Origin of the sequence: Micromonospora sp. NPDC048868, assembly GCF_043198195.1 — a bacterium.
In the GTDB taxonomy this organism is placed as follows: Bacteria; Actinomycetota; Actinomycetes; order Mycobacteriales; family Micromonosporaceae; genus Micromonospora; species Micromonospora reichwaldensis.
Map to the genome: position 1 here is coordinate 12,639 of NZ_JBICUN010000010.1, position 19,449 is coordinate 32,087.

Genomic DNA, 19,449 nt, shown 5'->3' on the forward strand with positions numbered 1-19,449 from the left:
GTCAGAGGGTGATGACCACCTTCGCCCGCGCGTGTTCACCTTCGAGGTACCGGATGGCCTCGGGCACCTCGCGCAGCGGGTAGGTGCGGTCGATGACCGGGGTGAGGCGGCCGGCCTCGGCGTGGGCGCGGAGCGTGTCGAGGTGTTGCCGGCTTGGCACCGCGGTGAGGGTGACGATGCGCTGCCGGACGAGGGGCGCCAGCAGCCGTCCGCGCGCGAGGAGCCAGACCGGCCCGACGAGGCTGCCGCCGCCGTACACGCCGCCGCCGGAGAGCACCAGCGTCCCGGTGGGGGTCAGCGCCCGCCGGAGCGCCGTGAGCGAGCGGTTGCCGACCAGGTCGAACACGACGTCGTGACGGCGGTCGCCGCGGGTGAAGTCGTCGCGGGTGTAGTCGACGACGTGGTCGGCGCCGAGGGAGCGGACCAGGTCGACGTTGCGGGTGCTGCACACTGCGGTCACGGTCGCCCCGAGCGCCTTGGCCAGTTGGACGGCCAGGGTGCCGACGCCGCCGGAGGCGCCGTTGACGAGGACGCGGTGGCCGGGCTCGACCCGCCCGACGTCGCGCAGCCCCATGAGCGCGGTGACACCGGCCAGCGGCAGCGCGGCGGCCTGCTGCGGGATCAGGTTCGCCGGCTTCGGCGCGACCAGGGTCGCGGGCACGCACACGTACTCGGCGAACGCGCCGTTGGCGTCGCCGAGGTCGCCGAAGACGGCGTCGCCCGGGCGCACCTGTCGGACGTGGCTGCCGACGGCCTCGACCCGGCCGGCGAAGTCGCGGCCGCGGATGCGCGCGCGGGGCCGCGTCCGGCCCATCGCCAACCGCGCCATCCGCGGATCGCCACGCATGGCATGCCAGTCGTACGCGTTCAGCGCGGCGGCCTCGACCCGTACGAGCACCTCGTCGGCGGCGGGCACCGGCACGTCGACGTCCGCGAGCGTGAGTGTCTCCGGCGGGCCGTACCGGTCCTGGACTATCGCCTTCATCTCTACCTCCCGCTAGGTGTACGCCGTACACCCAATGTAGGTGTACGGCGTACACCGGTCAAGGCGGTTAAGGTTTCAACCGCCGCCAGAAGACGAGGACCGAGATGGCTGAGCAGGCTGAGACGCTGCGCCGGGCGCCGCTGAGCAGGGACCGGATCCTGCACGCCGCCGTCGCGCTCGCCGACGGGGCCGGGATCGAGTCCCTCAGCATGCGCAACCTCGCCCAGGACCTGGGCGTCGTGCCGATGGCCCTCTACAAGCACGTGGCCAACAAGGACGAACTACTCGACGGCATGATCGACGTCGTCGTCGGCGAGATCGACCCGCCGGTGCCCGACGCCGACTGGAAGTACGCGGTCCGCAGCCGCATCCTCTCGGCGCGGCAGGTGCTGCGGCGCCACCCATGGGCGCCGCTCGCTATCGAGTCGCGGAACATGGCGACGCCGGCCGTCCTCGCGTACCTCGACTCGGTGGTCGGGACCCTCCGGGCCGGCGGGTTCTCCGCCGACCTCGCCCACCACGTGATGCACGCGATGGGCAGCCGGATCCTGGGCTTCAGCCAGGAGCTGTTCGACGCCTCCCGGCGCGCCGGCCGCTCCGGCACGGCCAGCTCAGAACCACCGCAGGCCTTCCCGCCGGAGGTCGCGGCCCGGTTCCCGCACCTCGCGGAGATCTCCACGGCCGCGTCCCACGACGACGCGTCGGTCGTGGGACAGGGCTGCGACGACCAGTTCGAGTTCGAGTTCGCGCTGGACCTGCTGCTGGACGGCATCGAACGGCTCCGACAGCAGAACTGGACGTCGCCGCGATCGGTCACCCGATGACCACGCCGTAGCTCGACCTCACCCTCCCCCTCGACCAGGCCGCCGAGGGGTACCGGGCCATGGACGAGCGCCGGGCCATCAAGGTCCTGCTCAATCCCTGAGCGACCGGGCCGGTGGGCCGTTCCGCGCCGGAACGGCCCACCGCGCGGGGTCGACCGCTCAGGGGGTGTACGGCGCGTCCGTGTGGCTGATCTCGACGAGCCGGCTGCCGCTGAGTTCGTAGACGGCCGTACGCCGCACGGCGACCTCCGCCGAGGACGCGTCCTCGGGGCGGGTCAAATAGACCACCGTCGCCCGGCGCGACTTGATCGAGACCGACTCGACGGGCGTACGGTCGCCGATGTCGACCATGGTGACGTAGACGGGCTTACCGTCGATGTTGCCGTACATCACGATCTGCCAGAACTTGCCGGTCCCGCCGCCGTCCATCAGCACCGGGACCACCGCGTCGGCCGCGTCGTCGCCGGTCAGGTCGCCGATGGCGCACGGCTGTTGCATGTGGACGACGGTGCCGTCCTCCCCGGACCACATGCCGTCGAGAAGCGGGATCGGATCCGGGTAGCCGTTGTAGCGCTCGGATCCGTTACCGAGCACGGCGGTCTTGAGCTGCGTGCAGGTGAGCGCCTTGAGCGTGGCGGGCGCTCCGGACGTGTCGGGTACGGCCGAGGGCGCCGGCTTGTCCGGGTCCGCTGTCTCGTCGTCCACGCTGACGGTGCTGCCTGTCGGCTGCGCCGAGGCGGCCGGGTCCGGGTCGTCCGCCGGCGTGTTGATCGTGACGCATCCGCTCAGCGCCGCCACCAGGGCGAGTGCCGCGACGGGCAGCAGGGTCCTCCGCATTGATCTTCCCTCTCCTTGTGTGGCCCGGAGCGTAGTGCGCCTCCGCCACGGCCGGCCGCCGACGGTCGGCACAGGGTCCACAGTGGAGCGGAGAAGGCCACTGTGATCGGGAAGCACGGGAGCCGGACCGGTTGACGGAGCCCTCGCCGCCTCCCGACCCGGCCCGCAGGTCAGGCCGGTTCGGCGCCCGGGGCCGGGACCGCCTTTTCGGCGGCGCGGCTCACCTCTTCCCAGCCGGCCCAGACGTCCATGCGTCGCCTGGAGATGTCGAAGGCGAGGTCGTAGACCATGCTGCCCAGCAGCAGCCGCAGCGGCGGGTCGTCGCTGGCGACGAGCTTCATCAGCGCCTCGGCGGCCAGCCGGGGTTCGCTGTCGATCGACCCTTCCGCCCACTGCCGCGCCAACTCCTCCCGCAGCGGGTCGTAGGCGGGGTTCGGGGTGGCCGCCGTGCTGCTGGTGTAGAGGTCGGTCCAGTAGCCGCCCGGCTGGACGATGGTGACCTTGACGCCGAACCCGGCGGCCTCGGCGGCCAGCGCCTCGCTCATGCCCTCCAGCGCGAACTTGCTCGCGCTGTAGAGCCCCGTACTGGGGAAGCCGCCGAGGGCGCCGATGCTGGAGACCTGCACGACGTGCCCGCCGCCCTGGGCGCGCAGATGCGGCAGGACGGCCTGGCTGACCCAGAGCGCGCCGAAGAAGTTGAGGTCCAGCTGGGCGCGCGCCTCGGCCTCGGTGAACTCCTCGACCATGCCCATGTAGAGCGCCCCGGCGTTGTTCACGACGACGTCGAGCCGGCCGAAGTGCCGTACCGCCTCCTCGACGACGTCGAGGACCGCCGCGCGGTCCGTGACGTCGAGGCGCAGCGCCAGCAGGCGGTCGGGGTGTCGGGCGGCGAGGTCGTCGAGCGGCGAGACGTCCCGGGCCGCGCCGACGACCCGGTCGCCGGCGGCGAGCGCGGCCTCGGTGAAGGCGCGGCCGAGGCCACGGCTGGCCCCGGTGACGAACCAGACCCGCGGTGCGGCGGTGGCTGAGGCTTCCATGGGACTCCCTCCCTAACGAGACGGACCGTCTCGTCTTGTTGACGAGAGTGACCCTACCCGACCGGGCCCCACTGTCAAGACGGACCGTCTCGTCTCATCCTCTTGCTAGATTGGGCCCGTGCCCACGCAGAAGGTCGCCCCCGACTCCAGCCGTCGCAGCGAGACGGCACGCCGCGCCATCCTCACCGCCGCCTTCGACCTCGTCGGCGACGTGGGCTACGCGAAGCTCAGCATCGAGGGCATCGCCGCCGCCGCCGGCGTCGGCAAGCAGACGATCTACCGCTGGTGGCCCTCGAAGGGCGCCCTGCTGTTCGACGCATTCCTCGCGCTCACGACCGACGGCGGGCAGGACGGCCAGGGCGGTGCCCTGCCGGACACCGGCGACCTGGCCGCCGACCTGAAGCTGGTCCTGCGGGCCGTCGTCGACGAGCTGAACGACCCGCGCTACGACCTGCCCATGCGCGCCCTGCACACCGAGATCGTCCACGACCCCGCCCTGGCCGCCGACTACGCGGAACGGCTGGACGGGCCCATGCGGGAGCTGAAGAAGGAACGCCTGCGCGCCGCCCGGCGTACGGGGCAGCTCGCCGAGGACGTCGACCTCGACGTGGCCGTCGACCTGATCTTCGGGCCGGTCCTCAACCGGTGGCTCCAGCGCACCGGCCCGCTGACGCACGGGTACGCCGACCGGGTGGTGGACACGGCGCTGCGCGGCCTGCGGCCCCGCGAGGCGTAGCCCTCGCGTCGCCGGGCGGACACAACACCCGACCCCCGGTCGTCGTTGATCCGGTCGTACCCACCCCACCGGGTGCGGGCACCGACCGTGGAGGAGGCACGCCGATGACCAGTCAGCGCGAGACCGTGGAGGTCGACCCGGTCCTGTTCCGTGCCGTCTACGACTCGCCCGCCTCGCTGCCCGGCAGGCACCGGTGGACGACCCCGGAGTCGGACGTACGGCGGATCGAGAAGCTGCTCGGCATGCCGCTGCGCAGCATCGGCGCCCCGCTCTGGGTCAGCGGCGACGAGCCGGACTGCCCGAAGTGCGGCCGCCGGGTGAACTGGTACGACATCGTCTCCTCCGCCCTCTCCGGCGTACACGACCGGATGATGATCGCGACGGTCATCCTCGGCGACCGCAGGTACGTCAACACCGAGGTCCCGGACGCGATCGCCGGGGTGCGCTGCACCGACTGCCGCACCGCGATCGAGGGGCTGCGCAGCTTCAAGTGCCACAACTGGGCGTACGCCTTCGAGGCGCTGGAGACCGTCCGGCAGCGGATGTCCGGCGCGTCAGTCGTCGGCCGTCAGCCCGCGGGCGAACCGCAGCCCGGGGCGCCCGTCGAGTGACAACTCGCCCACCTGCGTGAACCCCGTACGCCGGAGCACCGCGAGCGAGCCCGCGTTGTCCAGCGTGGTCCCGGCGGTCAGCCGGCGCAGCCCGTACGCCCGGCGGGCCAGTGCCACGACGCGGCGGACGCCGTCGGTCGCCACCCCGCGCCCGGCGGCCCGCTCGGCCACCCGGTAGCCCAGCTCGGCCTCGCCGTCGGCGACGTCGACCAGGTTGAACCGGCCCAGCACGTCCCCGTCGGCGTCGACCAGGACGTGGAAGTGGCAGGTGCCGCTCTCCTGCTCGGCGAGCAGCCCCGCGTGCCGCGCGGCGAAGTCGGCGAAGTACGCGTCGCCCCGGTCCGGCACCGAGCGCGCGAACCACTCCCGGTTCTCCCGTTCGAAGCGCAGCAGCGCGTCGGCGTGGTGGGCGGCGAGCCGCTCGAGTTCGGGCACGGCGCCACCCTACCGAGCTGCGCCCGTACGCCTCAGTGGTCGCCGGCGGAGCGGCGGGTGGGGCGGCGGCCGGGCGGGGAGGGCGGCTCCGGCCCCGGGTCGGGCACCTCGGGCATCGGCCGGGCGACCGGCCCGGCTCCGGTGACCCGGAGCGGCTCGCCGTGGTGCCACACCTCGATGCCGGTCTCCGGGTCGGCGTCCGGCAGCTCGTAGCGGGCCTCGTCGGCGGTGAGGGTGACCCGCAGCCGGTGGCCGTGCCAGCGCAGGTGGAACGCGAGCCGGTCGATCGCCGCCGGCAGCCGGGGGTCGAAGGAGAGCACCCCACGGTCGTCGCGCAGCCCGCCGAAGCCCTGCACCAGGGCCAGCCACGCCCCGCCCAGCGACGCCAGGTGCAGCCCGTCGCCGGTCTTGTCGCCGAGGTCCGCCAGGTCCTGGAGCACCGACTCGGCGAACAGGTCGTACGCCAGGTCGAGGTGCCCGACCTCGGCGGCGAGCACGGCCTGCGGGGAGGCCGACAGCGACGAGTCCCGGACGGTCCGCGCCTCGTAGTAGGCGAAGTTGCGGGCCTTCTCGTCGGCCGTGAACTCCCCCGGGCAGCGCTGCATGGCGAGCACCAGGTCGGCCTGCTTCACCACCTGCTTGCGGTACAGCTCCAGGTAGGGGAAGTGCAGCAGCAGCGGGTAGTCGTCCTCGGAGGTGTCCGCGAAGTCCCACTCCGGCTGCTCGGTGAAGCCGGCCGACTGCTGGTGCACCCCGCGCTTGCGGTCGTACGGGACGAATACCGCGTCGGCCGCCGCACGCCAGGCCGACACCTCGGCCGCCTCGACCCCGAGCCGGGCCGCCGCCTCGGGGTGCCGCTCGGCGGCGTCGGCGGCCCCCCGCAGGTTGCGCCGGGCCATCAGGTTGGTGAAGACGTTGTCGTCGACCAGGGCGCTGTACTCGTCGGGGCCGGTCACGCCGTGCAGGTGGAAGGTGCCGGTGTCGGACCAGTGCCCGAAGCCGTGCCAGAGCCGGGCCGTCTCGACAAGCAGTTCCAGACCGGGCCCGGCGAGGAACTCCTCGTCGCCCGTGGCGGCGGCGTAGCGCAGCACCGCGTCGGCGATGTCGGCGTTGAGGTGCAGCCCGGCCGTGCCGGCCGGCCAGTAGCCGGAGCACTCCCGCCCGCCGATGGTCCGCCACGGGAAGGTCGCCCCGGTCAGCCGCAGCTCCGCCGCGCGCTCGCGGGCCTGCGGCAGGTGGGCGTGCCGCCAGCGCAGCGCCGAGCGGGCCAGCGGCGGGTCGAGGTAGGTCAGCACGGGCAGGACGTAGCCCTCCGTGTCCCAGAGCACGTGCCCGTCGTAGCCGTTGCCGGTCAGGCCCTTGGCGGGGATGGTCCGGTCGCCGTCCGCCCGGCCCGCCTGGAGCAGGTGGAACACCGAGAACCGGATGGCCTGCTGGAGTTCGTCGTCGCCGTCGAGCTGCACGTCGGCGGTCTGCCAGGCGGCGTCCAGCGCCGCGCGCTGGCCGGTCAGCAGCGCCTCGAAGCCCTCCGCGCGGGCCGCGTCGGCCTCCGCGACGACCAGGCGGGCCAGCTCCTGCGGGGGCAGGCCGTCCACCGGGGTGCACTCGTACGCGGCGAACTTGGTCAGTCGCAGCCGCTCGCCGGCGCGCAGCGTCCCGGTCAGCGTGAGGCGCAGCCGGTCGGGGGTGCAGTCGACGCCGGGGGCGAAGCCGTCCGGGGCGTGCACGTCGTGCGCGACGGCGACGGCGACCCGCTGGCCGCTGTGCCCGGTGCGGTGGACGAGGACGCCGTCGTGCCCGTCGGAGTGCCGGTACTCGGCGGTCAGCGGGTCGGTGATCACGGAGGCGGCGCGGGGGTCGTCGGCGCGCTCCGGCACCCGCTCGTTGGCGAGCAGGTCGGCGCAGACCCGCACCTCGACCGTGCCGTCCAACGGCTCGACGGACCACCGGACGGCGGCCACCGGACGCCGGGGCAGGGAGACCAGCCGGACGCTGCGGACGCGTACGCCGTGCCCGGCCGGCGAGATCCACTCGGTGTGCCGCTCGACCACGCCAGCGCGCAGGTCGAGCACCCGCTCGTGGGTGCGCAGGGTGCCGGTACGCACGTCCAGCGGCTCGCCGTCGACCCAGAGGCGGATCAGGGCGGCGTTCGGCGCGCTGATCACCGTGTCGCTGAACTGCGGGAAGGCGTACCCGTCCTCGGGGTAGTCGAGCTCGCGCCGCTCGTGGAAGCCGTTGAGGTAGGTGCCGGGCATGCCGTAGGGCGTGCCCTCGTCCAGGTTGCCGCGCCAGCCGACCCAGCCGTTGCCCAACGCGAAGATCGACTCGGTCTCGGCGAGGCGGTCCATGTCCGCCTGCGTACGCCGGATCCGCCAGGCCTCGTCGCCCCCTGTGACCTGCCCGGTCGGCGGCCGATCGGCGATGGGGGTTTCGTGCACAGCGCCTCCAGGGAAGTCCGACGTACCGGGCCAATCGAAGCAGATGGGGCTGAGAGGTCGCTGAGACGAAAGTCGGGGGCCACCACCCGACCAATGCACACTGCGCCCGACTTCCAGGTATTCCAGGGTTGCCTGGGAGCTAAACGAGGTATGAACGATCCGTGAGGTGAATCATGATTGATGCGGACACGTCGGACGTTCCGAAGATCAGTGTCGAGTGGTACCAGGACATCGTCGACTTCGCCGCCGACACCCCGCAACCGGTGCAGTGGCTCGCCGAGCACTTCACCGAGGGCGCGATTCTGCTGCTCGGCGCGCTGTGGCTGATCGCGGCCGTGTCCCGGCTCGGGGGCGGGCCGCGCGATCGCGCGTACGCCCTGGTGTCGCCGGCGCCGGTGGTGCTCGCGTACGGGTGCAGCGAGTTGTTGAAGACGGTGGTGGACCAGGAACGCCCCTGCCGGGCGATCGCCGCCGAACTCGCCATCATCGCCGGCGAGTGCCCGCCGACGGGCGACTGGTCGTTTCCCAGCAACCACTCCACGATCGCGGGCGGCCTGGCGATGGCGACGCTGCTGCTGTCGCGCCGGGTCGGCCTGGTGGCGCTGCCGCTGGCGGCGCTGGCCGCGTTCTCCCGCACCTTCGTCGGCGTGCACTACCCGCACGACGTGGTCGCCGGTGTCCTGCTCGGCGCCCTGTTCGCCGCGCTGCTCACCCCGCTGTTCGCCCGCCCCGCCGCCGGGCTGCTGCACCGCCGCGCCCGCCAGGCCGAGCGCCCCGTCCGCGATCCGGCCACCCCGACGTCCCGCCGCTGACCGCCCGCGGGACGCGGAACCTGCCCGCACGGGATGCCTGCCCGCACGGGAGGCTGCCCGCACGGGAGGCCTGCCCGCACGGAGCGCCTGCGCGGACGGGAGGCCGCCCGGCCAGGAGGTGAGCGCGGGCGGCCTGCGCCCGCAGGATCAGAGCAGGACGAGGGCGGCGAGGGCGCCGAGGACGAGGAACGGACCGAAGGGGAGGTGGCTGCGCCAGCCGACGCGGCGGGCGGCCAGCAGCGCGACGCCGACCGCCCCGGAGAGCAGCAGGGCGAGCACCAGCCCGGCCACCGGGACCGCCCAGCCGTACCAGCCCAGCAGCGCGCCGACGCCGAGCGCCAGCTTGGCGTCGCCGAGGCCGAAGCCGCGACGGCCGAGCAGCAGCGTGGTGGTGGCGAAGAAGAGCGCCAGCGCGACGCCGGCCGCGGTGGCGCGCAGCCAGGGCGCCGGGCCGGCTCCGGCGAGGGCGGCCAGCCCCAGCAGCAGCCAGGTCCCGGCAGCGGCGGGCCAGGTGAGCCGGTCCGGCAGCCGGCACACGGCCGCGTCGACGAGGACCAGCGGGATCGCCCAGCCCAGCCACCAGGCCGTGGCGACCAGCACGGCGGCGGGCGGCCCGAGCAGCACCAGCGCCCCGACGGCCGCCGCGAGGGCGAGTTCCACCGTGCCGGGCGGCGGGCCGACGCGCGCCCCGCACCGCCCGCACCGCGCCGTCGGGCCCAGCGCCGGCCAGGGCCGGGCCAGCCCGACCGGGGTGCCGCACGCGTCGCACCCGGTCCGGGTCGCCACCCCCGGCGGTACGGCGTGCCGGATCACGGCGAGCCGGAGCACCGGGGCGAGCGCGAGTACGGCCAGCAGCCGCGCCCCGCGCGCGGCGACCTTCGGTGCGGTCGGCTCCGCCACCGCCGACGGCCCGGTCAGCGCCACGATCGCCCCCGGAGGCCGGCACAGGTGGTGACCACGCAGGGTAGCGCCGTGAATGCCATTCGGTAACGGGCGGAACGGCCCGCACCCCTCCCCCGCAATGCGCGGCGTCGGCCACGGAAATGGCGCGTCCATATAGGCGGGAATCCCACCCTGACGGAATAGCGACGCGTCGGCGCGGGGGACGGATCGGACCAGACGCCACGTCCGGGACACGCACCGGCCGCCTCGACGACGCCTCGCCCACCGCGCACGCTTCCCACGCCGGCGCCCCACCGATTCCCGCCGCCCGACCCACCCGCACCGGCCCCGACCACCCGTCGCCACCACCTGTCATCACTCACAGTGTTCGAACGAATTGCCTCTGTTGCATCGGCGAGCGTCAGCCTATGCTCGCCCCTTGGGTGTGGTGCAACCCACAGCGAAAAGACAGGACGACGCGGGACAACGCTTTTGTAGAGATCCGTAACGGCAAATGCGTAGGCGATTTCCGACAGGTCCGGACGACCCATCCGGTCACGCCGCCGCATGCCCGGAGGCCGCCGAGACCGGCCCCCGGGTCGCCACCGAGGAGGCACGACGTGCGCGGACGGCGGTTCGGCCGATGGGCAACCTGCCTGCTCGCCATCGCGATGTTCGGCGCGGTCCCGGCCTGCGGTGCCGAGCCCGGACCGACCCCCCGGGCGGTGACCGCCGGGGACGCTCCCGCCCCCACCCACCGGGCCGCCGACGAGCAGGCGGCGAGGAAGGCGGCGCTGGCCGCGTACGCCGGATATCTCGCCGCCTCCCGCAAGGCGAGCGGGCGCGGCGACCCCCACGACCCGGAACTGTCCCGGTTCCTCGCCGACCCGCTGCTGACCCGGGTCCGGCTGACCATCCGCAAGGCGAAGGAGCACGGCGCGATGCGTACCGGCACGTTGGTCTCCGACCCGACCGTGACCTCGGTGAGCCTGGATTCGAGCCCGCCCGCCGTGGAGATCCAGGACTGCCTGGACGCCACCGGCTACCGGCTGGTCTACGCCAGGGACAAGCGGGTCGTGCCCGGCACCGGCGGAACGCGGCACCTGGCCACCGCCACCGCCACCCGCTACCCGGACGGCCGCTGGCTGATCAGCGCCGGCGCCGCCCACGAGGACCAGCCGTGCTGACGCGGGCGGGATCGGACGCCAGGGCGGCCCACGCCCGTACCGCCGGGGCCGCTCGCGTCCGTACCGCCGACCGCGGCGGCCGGGGTGGGACGGCCCGCCGGTCGCTCGCGGGCGCCGCCCTGGCCCTGCTGCTGGCGCTCGGGGCGGCCGTGCCCGCGATCGCCGCAGGACGCGCGGACCCCGGCGCGGAGTGCCCGCCGGGGCAGAGCGACTGCAGCGTCTGGGACGACGATCCCGGCACCCCGGGCGACCCCGGCGGCGGCGGGGACGACGGCGGGGGCGGCGACTCGGGCGGCGGGGGCGGCGGCGCCAAGTGCCAGTGGAACGGCCGCACCGTCAAGTGCTACGACAGCGTGCTCGGCTGGTTCAACAACGGCGACGGCTGCTACTACAAGCTCGCCGAACCGCAGCCCGAGGCCCCCGAGGGCCAGCAGTGGTACGTGCGCACCTGCAACGGCGGCGACCTCGGCTCCCAGACCACGGTCCTGCGCGACGCCCCGCCGCCCGGCTTCGGCGCGCCGCCCGACCCGGAGGAACTCGCCCGGCGGGCGCTGGCCAAGATCACCATCGCGGCGCCCCGGATCGCGGTCGCCCCCCGCCGCAGCAACGGTCCCGGCCTGGTCGGGCTGCCGGTCTGGATGTGGGGCCGCAACGACGACAAGAAGTACTTCGGGCCGATCCAGCGGGCCTCGGAGCGCGAGCGGGGCCTGACCGTACGGATCACGGCGACGTTCGACCGGATCGTCTGGAACATGGGCAACGGCCGCAAGGTCACCTGCGCCGACGCCGGTACGCCGTACCGGGCCGACGGCCCACTGGCCGGCCGCCCCTCCCCCGACTGCGGTTACCAGGGCTACCCGAAGGCCGGCGACTACCGGGTGCGGGCCACGACCTACTGGACGGTGACCTGGCAGGGCGGCGGCCAGAGCGGCGTCATCCCGGTCAACCGGACCACGGGAACGGTCCCGGTCCGAATCAACGAACTACAGGTGGTGACTCAATGAGTGTGGCGACCCGGAACGGAACCGGGCCGGTGGACGCGCCGGTCGCCCCGCCCAGGGTGGTCCGGCAGCGGCGGATGCGCCCCGGGCTGCTCGGCCTGGCCGTGCTGCTGATCGCCCTCGGCGGCCTGGGGGCGGCGTTCGCGGTCACCTCCGTACGCGCCACCGGCAGCTACCTGGCCGTGGCCCGGGCGGTCGAGGTCGGCCGGCAGGTCAGCGCCGACGACCTGGTCCCGGTGCAGGTGGCCGGGGGCCAGGGGCTGTCGCCGGTACCCGCCGGGCGGCTCGACGAGGTGGTCGGCAAGCGGGCCGCCGTGGCGCTGACCCCCGGCACGCTGCTGACCATGGCGCAGCTCACCGACGACCCGCTGCTCGGGCCCGGCCAGCAGCAGCTCGCGCTGGGCCTGAGCCCCGCCGAGGTGCCCGCCCGCAGGCTCCACCCCGGCGACAAGATCCTGCTGGTGAGCACGCCGGACGGGGACGACGACCGCCCCGCGGGCGCCGCCACCCGGTTCGAGGCGACGGTCATCGACGCCGTCACCTCGGACGACGACGACGAGGTGGTGGTCTACCTGGCGCTCGCCGTCCGGGACGTGCCGGCCGTCGTCGCACTGTCCAGCCAGGAGCGGATCGCCCTCGTACTGATTGAGGCGGCCTGACCATGGCGATCATCGCGCTGGTGTCGGCGAAGGGCTCCCCGGGCGTCACCACCGCCGCCCTCGCGTGCGCCCTGACCTGGCACCGGCGGCTGGTGCTCGCCGAGTGTGACCCGGCCGGCGGGTCGATCCTCGCCGGCTACCTGGGCGGCGCGCTCGACGGCCCCCGGGGCATCGGCGAACTGGCGGTCGGCGAGTTGCGCGACGGCAACCTGGAGGCGGCGTTCTGGTCCCAACTGGTCGACCTGGACGCGCCGAAGCGGGAGCGGCTGCTGCTGCCCGGCGTCGTCGACCCCGCCCAGGCCGGCAGCGTCATCCCGCTCTGGCAGCGGTTCGCCGACTTCTTCGGCAGCCTGGAGTCCGGCGACCCACCGTACGACGTGGTGGTGGACTGCGGGCGGCTGCACGTCGTCGGTCCACCGTGGCCGATCCTGCGCGCCGCCTCGGTGGTGCTGCTGGTCAGCGGCGCCCGGCTCCCCGACCTCTCCGGCACCCGGGCCATGGCCAGGACGATCGAGCGGGACTTCGCCGAGCACCGGGTGCCGCCGGGCACCCTGCGGCTGCTGCTGGTCGGCGACGGCCACGGCAGCGGCGAGGTCAGCAAGGCGCTGCGGCTGCCGGTGATCGCCCGGATGCCGCACGATCCGCGTACGGCCGAGGTGCTCGGCCTGGGCGGCACCGTGCGGGCCGGTCGGCCCCTGATGCGCGCGGCCGGGGCCCTGGAGGTGCCGGTCGGTGCGCCGCTGGAACGCCGGCGCGCCCGGCTGACCTGGCCCGTGCCGCAGGGGGTGCCGGATGCGGTTTGAACCGGTCTCCGGCGACCCGCGCCGGCAGCCGCCCGGCGCCACCTCGACCGCCCCGCCGCTGGCCCCGCCCAACGGGCGCCACCATCCCCTCCCGTTGCCGGTGCCGGTCACCGCGCCGCGGCCCGAGCCGCCGCCCCGGCCCCGGGTCGACTTCCAGGTGGTACGCGAGCTGCGCCGGGAACTCAGCGAGCGGCTGGCCCTGTGGCAGCGCGGCCGGGAGTTCACCGTCGACGAGGAGGACACCGAGCGCGCCCGGCTCGCGGTGACGGTGGTCGCCGAGTACGCGGACGCGGTGCGCCGGGCCGGCACCCCGATGGCGGCCGGCGAGGAGCGGCTCCTGCTCGACCAGGTGACCGCCGAACTGGCCGGGCTCGGTCGCCTCCAGACGCTGCTGGTCGACGACACCATCGAGGAGGTGCACATCCTCGGTTGCGACCAGGTGCGCGTCACCCGCCACGGCGGCGGGGTCGACTGGGTGGAGCCGATCGCCGACAGCGACGACGAGCTGGTGGAGATCCTCCAGGCGGCGGCCCGCCGGGCCGGGGCCACCGAACGCTCGCTGTCGACGTCCAAGCCCACCCTCGACCTGCAACTGCCCGACGGCAGCCGGCTCGCCGCGGTGTTCCTGGTCAGCCACCGCCCGTACGCGGTGATCCGCAAGCACAACACGCTGGACGTGAGCCTCGACGACCTGGCCGGCGGCCGGGGCGACCTGGACGAGATGATCGACCCGCTGGTGCGCGACTTCCTCCGCGCGTCCATGCGCGCCGGGCTGAACATCATGGTGGCCGGCCTCGCGGGCGCCGGGAAGACGACAGTCATCCGGGCGCTGATGGACGAGATCCCGGCCGACGAGCCGTACGTGCTGCTGGAGGAGAGCCGCGAGCTGCTGCCGGCCCGCCGCCGGCTCAAGCACCGGGCGGTGATGAGCTTCGAGGCCCGGGAGGGGCACGGCGAACGCGGGGCGGACGGTCGCCCGGCCGGCGAGGTGAGCATCGCCGACCTGATCCCGGTCTCCCTGCGGATGGGCGTGCTGCGGATCATCGTCGGCGAGGTCCGGTCCCGGGAGATCGTCCCGATGCTCCAGGCCATGACGACCAGCCGCGGCTCGATGTGCACGATCCACGCCCGTACGCCCGCCGGGGTCAGCGAGCGGATCATCGAGCTGGCGCTCGCGCACGGCCGGGAGATGACCGTCGACCAGGCCCGCCGGATGGCCGGCAACGCGCTCGACCTGATCGTCTACGTCACCGTCGAGGACGAGACCGCGATCGGCGGGCGCAAGCACCGCTTCGTCTCGCACGTCGAGGAGGTCATCGGCGTCGGCGACGGCAACCGGATCACCACCACCCAGGTGTTCGGGCCCGGGCCGGACGGGCGAGCCGTGCCCCGGCACCTGCCCGAGCGGGTGCGCGCCCAGCTCCTCCGGGTCGGCTACGACGCCCGGCTGCTCAGCCGGTGGATCGAGGCCGGCACGGGCGCGTGGCGGCGGCCCCGGCAGACCCGGCTCGGGCGGCGGTGACCGGAGGTGCTGGACAACGTCGAACTCGTCGCGGTGGCCTCCGGCGCCGCCTGCGTGGCCGGGCTGCTGCTGGCGGTCGTCGCGCTGGTCGGCACCCGTCGGCCGCCCGGTGGCCCGGGCGCGGGCCGTGGGCTCGACCGGCTCTGGAAGGGCCCGGGCGTCACCCCGCGCGAACAGCGGGCCCACCAGGCGCTGCTGGTCGCCGCCCTGGTCGCGGGTGCGCTGGCCTTCCTGGTCACCGGCCTGCCGGTGGTCGGCCTGCTGGTCGCGGTGGCCGTTCCGGGCACCCCGTGGCTGTTCTCCGTCGGCAAGGCCGAGCAGCGGGCCATCGCCCGCATCGAGGCGGTCGGCGAGTGGACCCGCCGGCTCAAGGACGTCTCCGCCACCGGCCAGGGACTCCAGCAGACGATCATCGGGACGGTCGGCACCGCACCCGAGGAGATCCAGGAGGAGGTACGGCTGCTCGCCGCCCGCCTCCAGGCCGGTTGGCTGGCCCGCTCCGCGCTGCTCGCCTTCGCCGACGAGATCGGCGACCCGGTCTGCGACCAGGTGGTGGCGGCGCTGATCCTGCACGTGACCGACCGGGGCGAACGCCTCGGCGACGTGCTCGGCTCGATCGCCGGGGCGGCGGCGGCCGAGGTGGCCACCCGCCGGGAGATCGAGGCGAAGCGCACCCAGCCCCGGTTCGCGGTCCGCTTCCTCACCGGGATGACCCTGGCCACCGTCGCGTACGGGCTGCTCAACACCGAGTACGTCAGCCCGTACGGCACGCCCTTCGGGCAGCTCGTGATGGCGACGCTCGGCGCGGCCTTCGTCGGCCTGCTGGCCTGGGTGCGGTCGATGAGCCAGCCCCGCCGGCCGGCCCGCTTCCTGCCGGCTCCGGCCCCGGAGGAGGTGGCGACCCCATGAGTGCTGTCGTCCTCAACTGGCAGCTCGCCGTCGCCGTGTGCGGCGGGGCGGCGGTCGGGCTGGGCGCTTTCCTGGTGGTCCGCGAGCTGGTGCCGGCGACCCCCGCGCTCGGGCCCGCGCTGCGCCGGCTGCACCAACCGGCCGGCGCCGGGCAGCTCGCCACGCCCGCCGACCGGCGGTTGGAGTGGCTCACCGGGCTGTCCCGCTGGCTGCGACCACCGCACCGGCAGCTCGCCCTGATCGACCGGACGCCCGAGCAGTACGCCCTGTCGATGCTGCTCTCCGCGCTGATCGGGCTCGCCGCGCCGACGCTGCTCGGCGTCACCCTGTTCGCCGTCGGCATCCGGCTGCCGGTGGTCGTACCTGTCCTCGGCAGCCTCGGGTTGGCGCTGCTCTGCGCCCTGATCGCGCACCGGTCGGTGTTGGACCGGGCGGACAAGGCGCGCGACGAGTTCCGCCAGGCGGTCTGCACCTACCTCGACCTGGTCGCCCTCCAGCTCTCCGCCGCGCACGGGCCGGTGCAGTCGCTGGAGCGGGCGGCGGCGGTCTGCGACGGCTGGGTCTTCGACCGCATCTCCGAGTCGCTGCGGATCGCGCAGATGCAGATGCACTCGCCGTGGGACGAGCTTCGCGACCTCGCCGAGCGCATCGGCATCCCGGAACTGGGCGACGTCGGGGCGATCATGCGCTCCTCCGGTAGCGAGGGCGCGCAGGTGCACGAGACCCTGCGCAGCCGCGCCGACTCGCTGCGCGACCAGATCCGCACCGACAACCTGGCCCGGGCCGAGGGGGTGACCAGCCGGCTCGACATCCCCGGGGCGCTGCTCGTCTTCGTCCTGCTCGGCTTCGCCGTCTATCCGTTCATCGCCCGCCTGTGATCAGCCCCCGAGAGAAGGAGCACGTCATGTCCGTCATCACCCGACTGCACGTCGTCGTGTCGACACGCCTGGCCGAGCTGCGCGAGGACGGCGAGCGGGGCGACAGCCCCGTACCGACCGCAGTGATCATCTTCGGTCTGGTCGCCGTCGCGATGGCGGTCACCGCCGCCGCCCTCGGTGCCGCCAACGACTGGATGACCAACATCCCCACCCACCAGGCTCCGGACCCGAAGTAACGCCGGGCCGTGCGCCGGACAGACCCCACCCCGGTACGCCGGGCGGCCACCGTCGCCCGGCGTCCCGTCGCGGCTGCCGGCCGGCGGCTCGTGGCCGGCGGGGTCGACCGGGGGGCAAACCCGGTCGAGTTGGCGGTGGTGATGCCGGTGGTCCTGCTGCTGCTCTTCGCCTCGATCCAGGCCGCGGCCTGGTTCGTCGCCCGCTCCACCGCGCTCAACGCCGCGCAGAGCGCGGTCAACGCGCAGCGGCTGCACCAGGCGCCGCCCGGGGCCGGTGAGGCGCGGGCCGTCCGGTTCCTGAAGGCCTCGGGCGGCTGGCTGGTCGGCTGGAAGGATCCCGCACCGAGCTGCGAGACCACCGCGACCGAGGTGACCTGCACGGTGCGCGGGCGGTCCCTGTCGGTCGTACCCGGGGTCACCTTCCCGGTGCACCAGACCGCGCACGGGACCGTGGAACGGTGGACCGCGCCGTGAGCCGTACCGCCGAGCGGGGCTCGGTCTCGATCGAGGTGGCGGTGCTCGCCCCGGCGTTCATCGCGCTGATCGTGCTGGCCGGCGTCGCCGGGCGTACCGCCGTGGCGGCCGAGGCGATCGACGCCGCCGCCCACGACGCCGCCCGCGCCGCCTCGATCTCCCGGGACGCCCGCACCGCCCGCGCCGAGGCCCGGGACGCGGCCCGCCAGCAGCTCGACTGGCGCGGCCTGAACTGCGCCGGCACTCCCGAGGTGACGTTCAGCGGCGCGGTACGCGGCGCTCCCACCAGCTTCGACGCGGCGTTCCGCAGCCCGGCCGGGCAGGACGCCTCGGTCACCGTCCGGGTCGCCTGCACGGTCTCCTACGGGGACCTGCACCTCTCCGTCCTGCCGGGGATGCCCGCCGGCAAGCGCGTGTCGGCGAACTTCACGTCGCCGCTGGACCGCTACCGGAGCCGGGGATGACCGCCGTGGCAGGCCGGCACGACGAGGGCCGGGTCAGCATCTTCCTCGCGGTGGCGATGGTCGGCGTCCTCTCCGTCATCGGCCTGGCCTTCGACGGCGCGGGTCAGCTGCGCACGTTGCAGCGGGCCGACAACCTCGCGGCCGAGGCCGCCCGCGCTGGCGGCCAGGCCATCGACCGGGCCAGCGCCATCGAGGGCGGGCCGACCCGGATCGACCGCCCCCAGGCCCGCCGGGCCGTCGCCGGTTACCTCGCCGCCGCCGGCGCCGCCGGCCACACCGTCAGCTTCCCGGTCGTCGACGGGGAGACCCGGGTCCGGGTACGCGTCACCGTCACGCACCACCGATCCATGCTCGGCCTGCTCGGCTTCGACGAGACCGTCACCGTCTCCGGTGAGGCGACCGCGCGGCCGCTCACCGGGGCACCGTAGGAAGGGAAGGCAGCCATGGCCGCATCGGGGCGTTCCGTCGTACGGCGGACCGGACGCATCCTGACCGGGTTCGGCGCGCTCGTCGTGCTCTGCGCGGTGCTGGTCGGCGCGCCGGTGGCGCTGCTCGCCCTCGCCGGCAACCCGCTGCCCGACCACCTGCCCAGCGTCGCGGAGATCGGTGCGACGCTGACCAGCCGGGACGACGGGCGGCTCTTCCTGCGGGTCCTGGCGCTGACCGGCTGGTTCGGCTGGGCCACGTTCGCCTTCTCCGTCCTGGTCGAACTCTGCGCACAGGCGCTGCGCCGGCCGGCGCCCCGGCTGCCGGGGATGAGTCGCCAGCAACGGGCCGCCGCCGCGCTTGTCGGTTCGGTCGCGCTGATCCTCGCGGCCAGCCCGGCGGCGAGCGCGGCGACGGCGGTCACCGGCCCGTACGCCCTGCCGGCGGCACCGCCCGCGACCGCGCGGGCGGTGGCGGAGGCCGCCTGGCCGGGTCCGGCCGCGCACACCTGGTCCACGCCGGTCGCCTCGTCCGCTCCGGTGACCTCATCCGCCTCGGACGACGGTGTGGCGGTCTACCGGGTGGCCCGGGGCGACCACCTGGGCGCGGTCGCCCAGCGCTACCTGGACGAGTTCGCCGACTACCGGGAGTTGGCCGAGCTGAACCGGCTCGGCGACCCCGACCGGATCCACCCGGGTCAGCTGTTGAGGCTGCCCGGGGACGCCGAGGACCGGGGTGCCCGCCGGCACGCGACCGGCCGCCTCGTCGCCCGCCCGACCCCGCCCGCGCCCGCCCGGCCGGCCCCGCAGCCGGCGCCCGGGAAGGTCGCTCCCGAGCGCGCCACGCCGCCCCCGCCGGCCGCCGAGGCGCCGGTGCCGCCCCCGGCGGAGAGGGACGCCGGTCAGGCCCCGACGGTGACGGTGGGAGCCGCCCGGGCCGGCGAGCCCGATCGGGTGAACCGGCCCCTCGCGGTCTCCGCCGTCCTGGCGGTGGCGAGCATCGTCGGCGCGCAGATCGGCGCGGTCCTGGGCCTGCGCCGCCGCCCGGCCCGCGTACCGGCCGGCGCGGCCCGGAGCATGGCCGCCGCCCGCCGGGGCACCACCGCGCGCGGCACCACCACGGCCAGGCGCGGCACCGGTCACCGGGACATCCGCACCACCCCACGCGGCGGCGCGATCGGCGTCGACCGGGGCACGGAGGCCGGTACCCACGACAGCGTTTTGACCGGCCGGACCCGTGCGGGTTCGTCCCACGACGACACGGCGGTCGGCCGTCACCGCCGCCCCTGACTCC

21 protein-coding genes and 1 pseudogene are annotated in these 19,449 nt (G+C 74.8%); 16 read left to right on the top strand and 6 right to left on the bottom strand.

Annotated features, from left to right (window positions below; genetic code table 11):
• Position 1: 1 nt before the first annotated feature.
• Positions 2 to 985, bottom strand: a complete 984-nt coding sequence (locus ACGFNF_RS17520; protein WP_393169007.1) for an NAD(P)-dependent alcohol dehydrogenase — start codon at positions 983 to 985, stop codon at positions 2 to 4.
• A gap of 104 nt (positions 986 to 1,089) precedes the next feature.
• On the opposite strand from ACGFNF_RS17520, the gene ACGFNF_RS17525 reads away from it, so the two are divergent.
• Positions 1,090 to 1,809 (top strand): TetR/AcrR family transcriptional regulator, encoded by a 720-nt coding sequence (locus ACGFNF_RS17525; RefSeq protein WP_393169009.1) that lies wholly within the window; start codon positions 1,090 to 1,092, stop codon positions 1,807 to 1,809.
• Positions 1,810 to 1,968: 159 nt separating this feature from the next.
• On the opposite strand, the gene ACGFNF_RS17530 is transcribed toward ACGFNF_RS17525, so the two are convergent.
• Together ACGFNF_RS17530 and ACGFNF_RS17535 are read right to left on the bottom strand one after the other, a co-directional pair.
• Positions 1,969 to 2,646 (bottom strand): hypothetical protein, encoded by a 678-nt coding sequence (locus tag ACGFNF_RS17530; protein ID WP_393169011.1) that lies wholly within the window; start codon positions 2,644 to 2,646, stop codon positions 1,969 to 1,971.
• Between the two features lie 170 nt (positions 2,647 to 2,816).
• Entirely contained in the window at positions 2,817 to 3,683 is an 867-nt protein-coding gene (locus ACGFNF_RS17535) for an SDR family oxidoreductase (RefSeq protein ID WP_393169013.1), read from the bottom strand.
• A 118-nt stretch (positions 3,684 to 3,801) separates the two neighbouring features.
• On the opposite strand from ACGFNF_RS17535, the gene ACGFNF_RS17540 reads away from it, so the two are divergent.
• Both ACGFNF_RS17540 and ACGFNF_RS17545 read left to right on the top strand, forming a co-directional pair.
• Positions 3,802 to 4,419 carry a TetR/AcrR family transcriptional regulator gene (locus tag ACGFNF_RS17540; protein WP_393169015.1) on the top strand — a complete coding sequence of 206 codons (618 nt, stop codon included), beginning with the start codon at positions 3,802 to 3,804 and terminating at the stop codon, positions 4,417 to 4,419.
• A 104-nt stretch (positions 4,420 to 4,523) separates the two neighbouring features.
• Positions 4,524 to 5,030, top strand: a complete 507-nt coding sequence (locus tag ACGFNF_RS17545; protein WP_132232336.1) for a hypothetical protein — start codon at positions 4,524 to 4,526, stop codon at positions 5,028 to 5,030.
• Here the strand turns inward: ACGFNF_RS17545 and ACGFNF_RS17550 are convergent.
• Positions 4,974 to 5,465 (bottom strand): GNAT family N-acetyltransferase, encoded by a 492-nt coding sequence (locus ACGFNF_RS17550; RefSeq protein WP_393169017.1) that lies wholly within the window; start codon positions 5,463 to 5,465, stop codon positions 4,974 to 4,976. The two genes, ACGFNF_RS17545 and ACGFNF_RS17550, sit on opposite strands and share 57 nt — an antisense overlap.
• Before the next feature lie 32 nt (positions 5,466 to 5,497).
• Complete coding sequence (locus tag ACGFNF_RS17555) at positions 5,498 to 7,813, bottom strand: glycoside hydrolase family 65 protein (RefSeq protein WP_393169320.1); 2,316 nt, start codon at positions 7,811 to 7,813, stop codon at positions 5,498 to 5,500.
• Between the two features lie 263 nt (positions 7,814 to 8,076).
• On the opposite strand from ACGFNF_RS17555, the gene ACGFNF_RS17560 reads away from it, so the two are divergent.
• Positions 8,077 to 8,715, top strand: a complete 639-nt coding sequence (locus ACGFNF_RS17560) for a phosphatase PAP2 family protein (RefSeq protein ID WP_357576910.1) — start codon at positions 8,077 to 8,079, stop codon at positions 8,713 to 8,715.
• Between the two features lie 147 nt (positions 8,716 to 8,862).
• On the opposite strand, the gene ACGFNF_RS17565 is transcribed toward ACGFNF_RS17560, so the two are convergent.
• Positions 8,863 to 9,639, bottom strand: coding sequence for a prepilin peptidase (locus ACGFNF_RS17565; protein ID WP_393169020.1), 777 nt, complete (start codon positions 9,637 to 9,639; stop codon positions 8,863 to 8,865).
• Between the two features lie 629 nt (positions 9,640 to 10,268).
• On the opposite strand from ACGFNF_RS17565, the gene ACGFNF_RS17570 reads away from it, so the two are divergent.
• The 12 genes and pseudogenes from ACGFNF_RS17570 to ACGFNF_RS17625 all read left to right on the top strand — a co-directional run bounded on the left by ACGFNF_RS17570 (position 10,269) and on the right by ACGFNF_RS17625 (position 19,445).
• The gene (locus ACGFNF_RS17570; protein WP_393169322.1) at positions 10,269 to 10,784 is read left to right on the top strand and encodes a hypothetical protein; all 516 of its coding nucleotides are present in this window, start codon (positions 10,269 to 10,271) and stop codon (positions 10,782 to 10,784) included.
• Positions 10,785 to 10,903: 119 nt separating this feature from the next.
• Entirely contained in the window at positions 10,904 to 11,788 is an 885-nt protein-coding gene (locus ACGFNF_RS17575; RefSeq protein WP_393169324.1) for a hypothetical protein, read from the top strand.
• Positions 11,785 to 12,444, top strand: a complete 660-nt coding sequence (locus ACGFNF_RS17580) for an SAF domain-containing protein (RefSeq protein ID WP_357576912.1) — start codon at positions 11,785 to 11,787, stop codon at positions 12,442 to 12,444. Before ACGFNF_RS17575 ends, ACGFNF_RS17580 begins: the two co-directional genes overlap by 4 nt.
• Before the next feature lie 2 nt (positions 12,445 to 12,446).
• Positions 12,447 to 13,247: a ParA family protein gene (locus tag ACGFNF_RS17585; RefSeq protein ID WP_393169022.1), complete on the top strand. Its 801-nt coding sequence runs from the start codon at positions 12,447 to 12,449 to the stop codon at positions 13,245 to 13,247.
• Positions 13,237 to 14,769 carry an ATPase, T2SS/T4P/T4SS family gene (locus tag ACGFNF_RS17590; protein WP_357576914.1) on the top strand — a complete coding sequence of 511 codons (1,533 nt, stop codon included), beginning with the start codon at positions 13,237 to 13,239 and terminating at the stop codon, positions 14,767 to 14,769. The genes ACGFNF_RS17585 and ACGFNF_RS17590 overlap by 11 nt, the downstream gene beginning before the upstream one ends.
• Positions 14,730 to 15,678 (top strand): annotated as a pseudogene (locus ACGFNF_RS17595) (type II secretion system F family protein). Before ACGFNF_RS17590 ends, ACGFNF_RS17595 begins: the two are co-directional and overlap by 40 nt.
• Entirely contained in the window at positions 15,675 to 16,556 is an 882-nt protein-coding gene (locus ACGFNF_RS17600) for a type II secretion system F family protein (RefSeq protein ID WP_393169024.1), read from the top strand. The pseudogene ACGFNF_RS17595 and the gene ACGFNF_RS17600 overlap by 4 nt, the downstream one beginning before the upstream one ends.
• Before the next feature lie 26 nt (positions 16,557 to 16,582).
• The gene (locus ACGFNF_RS17605; RefSeq protein ID WP_151456965.1) at positions 16,583 to 16,792 is read left to right on the top strand and encodes a hypothetical protein; all 210 of its coding nucleotides are present in this window, start codon (positions 16,583 to 16,585) and stop codon (positions 16,790 to 16,792) included.
• Between the two features lie 9 nt (positions 16,793 to 16,801).
• Positions 16,802 to 17,266, top strand: coding sequence for a TadE/TadG family type IV pilus assembly protein (locus tag ACGFNF_RS17610; RefSeq protein WP_393169026.1), 465 nt, complete (start codon positions 16,802 to 16,804; stop codon positions 17,264 to 17,266).
• Positions 17,251 to 17,730 carry a TadE/TadG family type IV pilus assembly protein gene (locus ACGFNF_RS17615; protein WP_393169028.1) on the top strand — a complete coding sequence of 160 codons (480 nt, stop codon included), beginning with the start codon at positions 17,251 to 17,253 and terminating at the stop codon, positions 17,728 to 17,730. Before ACGFNF_RS17610 ends, ACGFNF_RS17615 begins: the two co-directional genes overlap by 16 nt.
• Positions 17,727 to 18,158, top strand: coding sequence for a pilus assembly protein TadG-related protein (locus ACGFNF_RS17620; RefSeq protein WP_132232360.1), 432 nt, complete (start codon positions 17,727 to 17,729; stop codon positions 18,156 to 18,158). The genes ACGFNF_RS17615 and ACGFNF_RS17620 overlap by 4 nt, the downstream gene beginning before the upstream one ends.
• A 15-nt stretch (positions 18,159 to 18,173) precedes the next feature.
• A complete protein-coding gene (locus ACGFNF_RS17625; protein WP_393169031.1) occupies positions 18,174 to 19,445 on the top strand; it encodes a LysM peptidoglycan-binding domain-containing protein in 1,272 nt (423 codons plus the stop codon).
• Positions 19,446 to 19,449 lie beyond the last annotated feature (4 nt).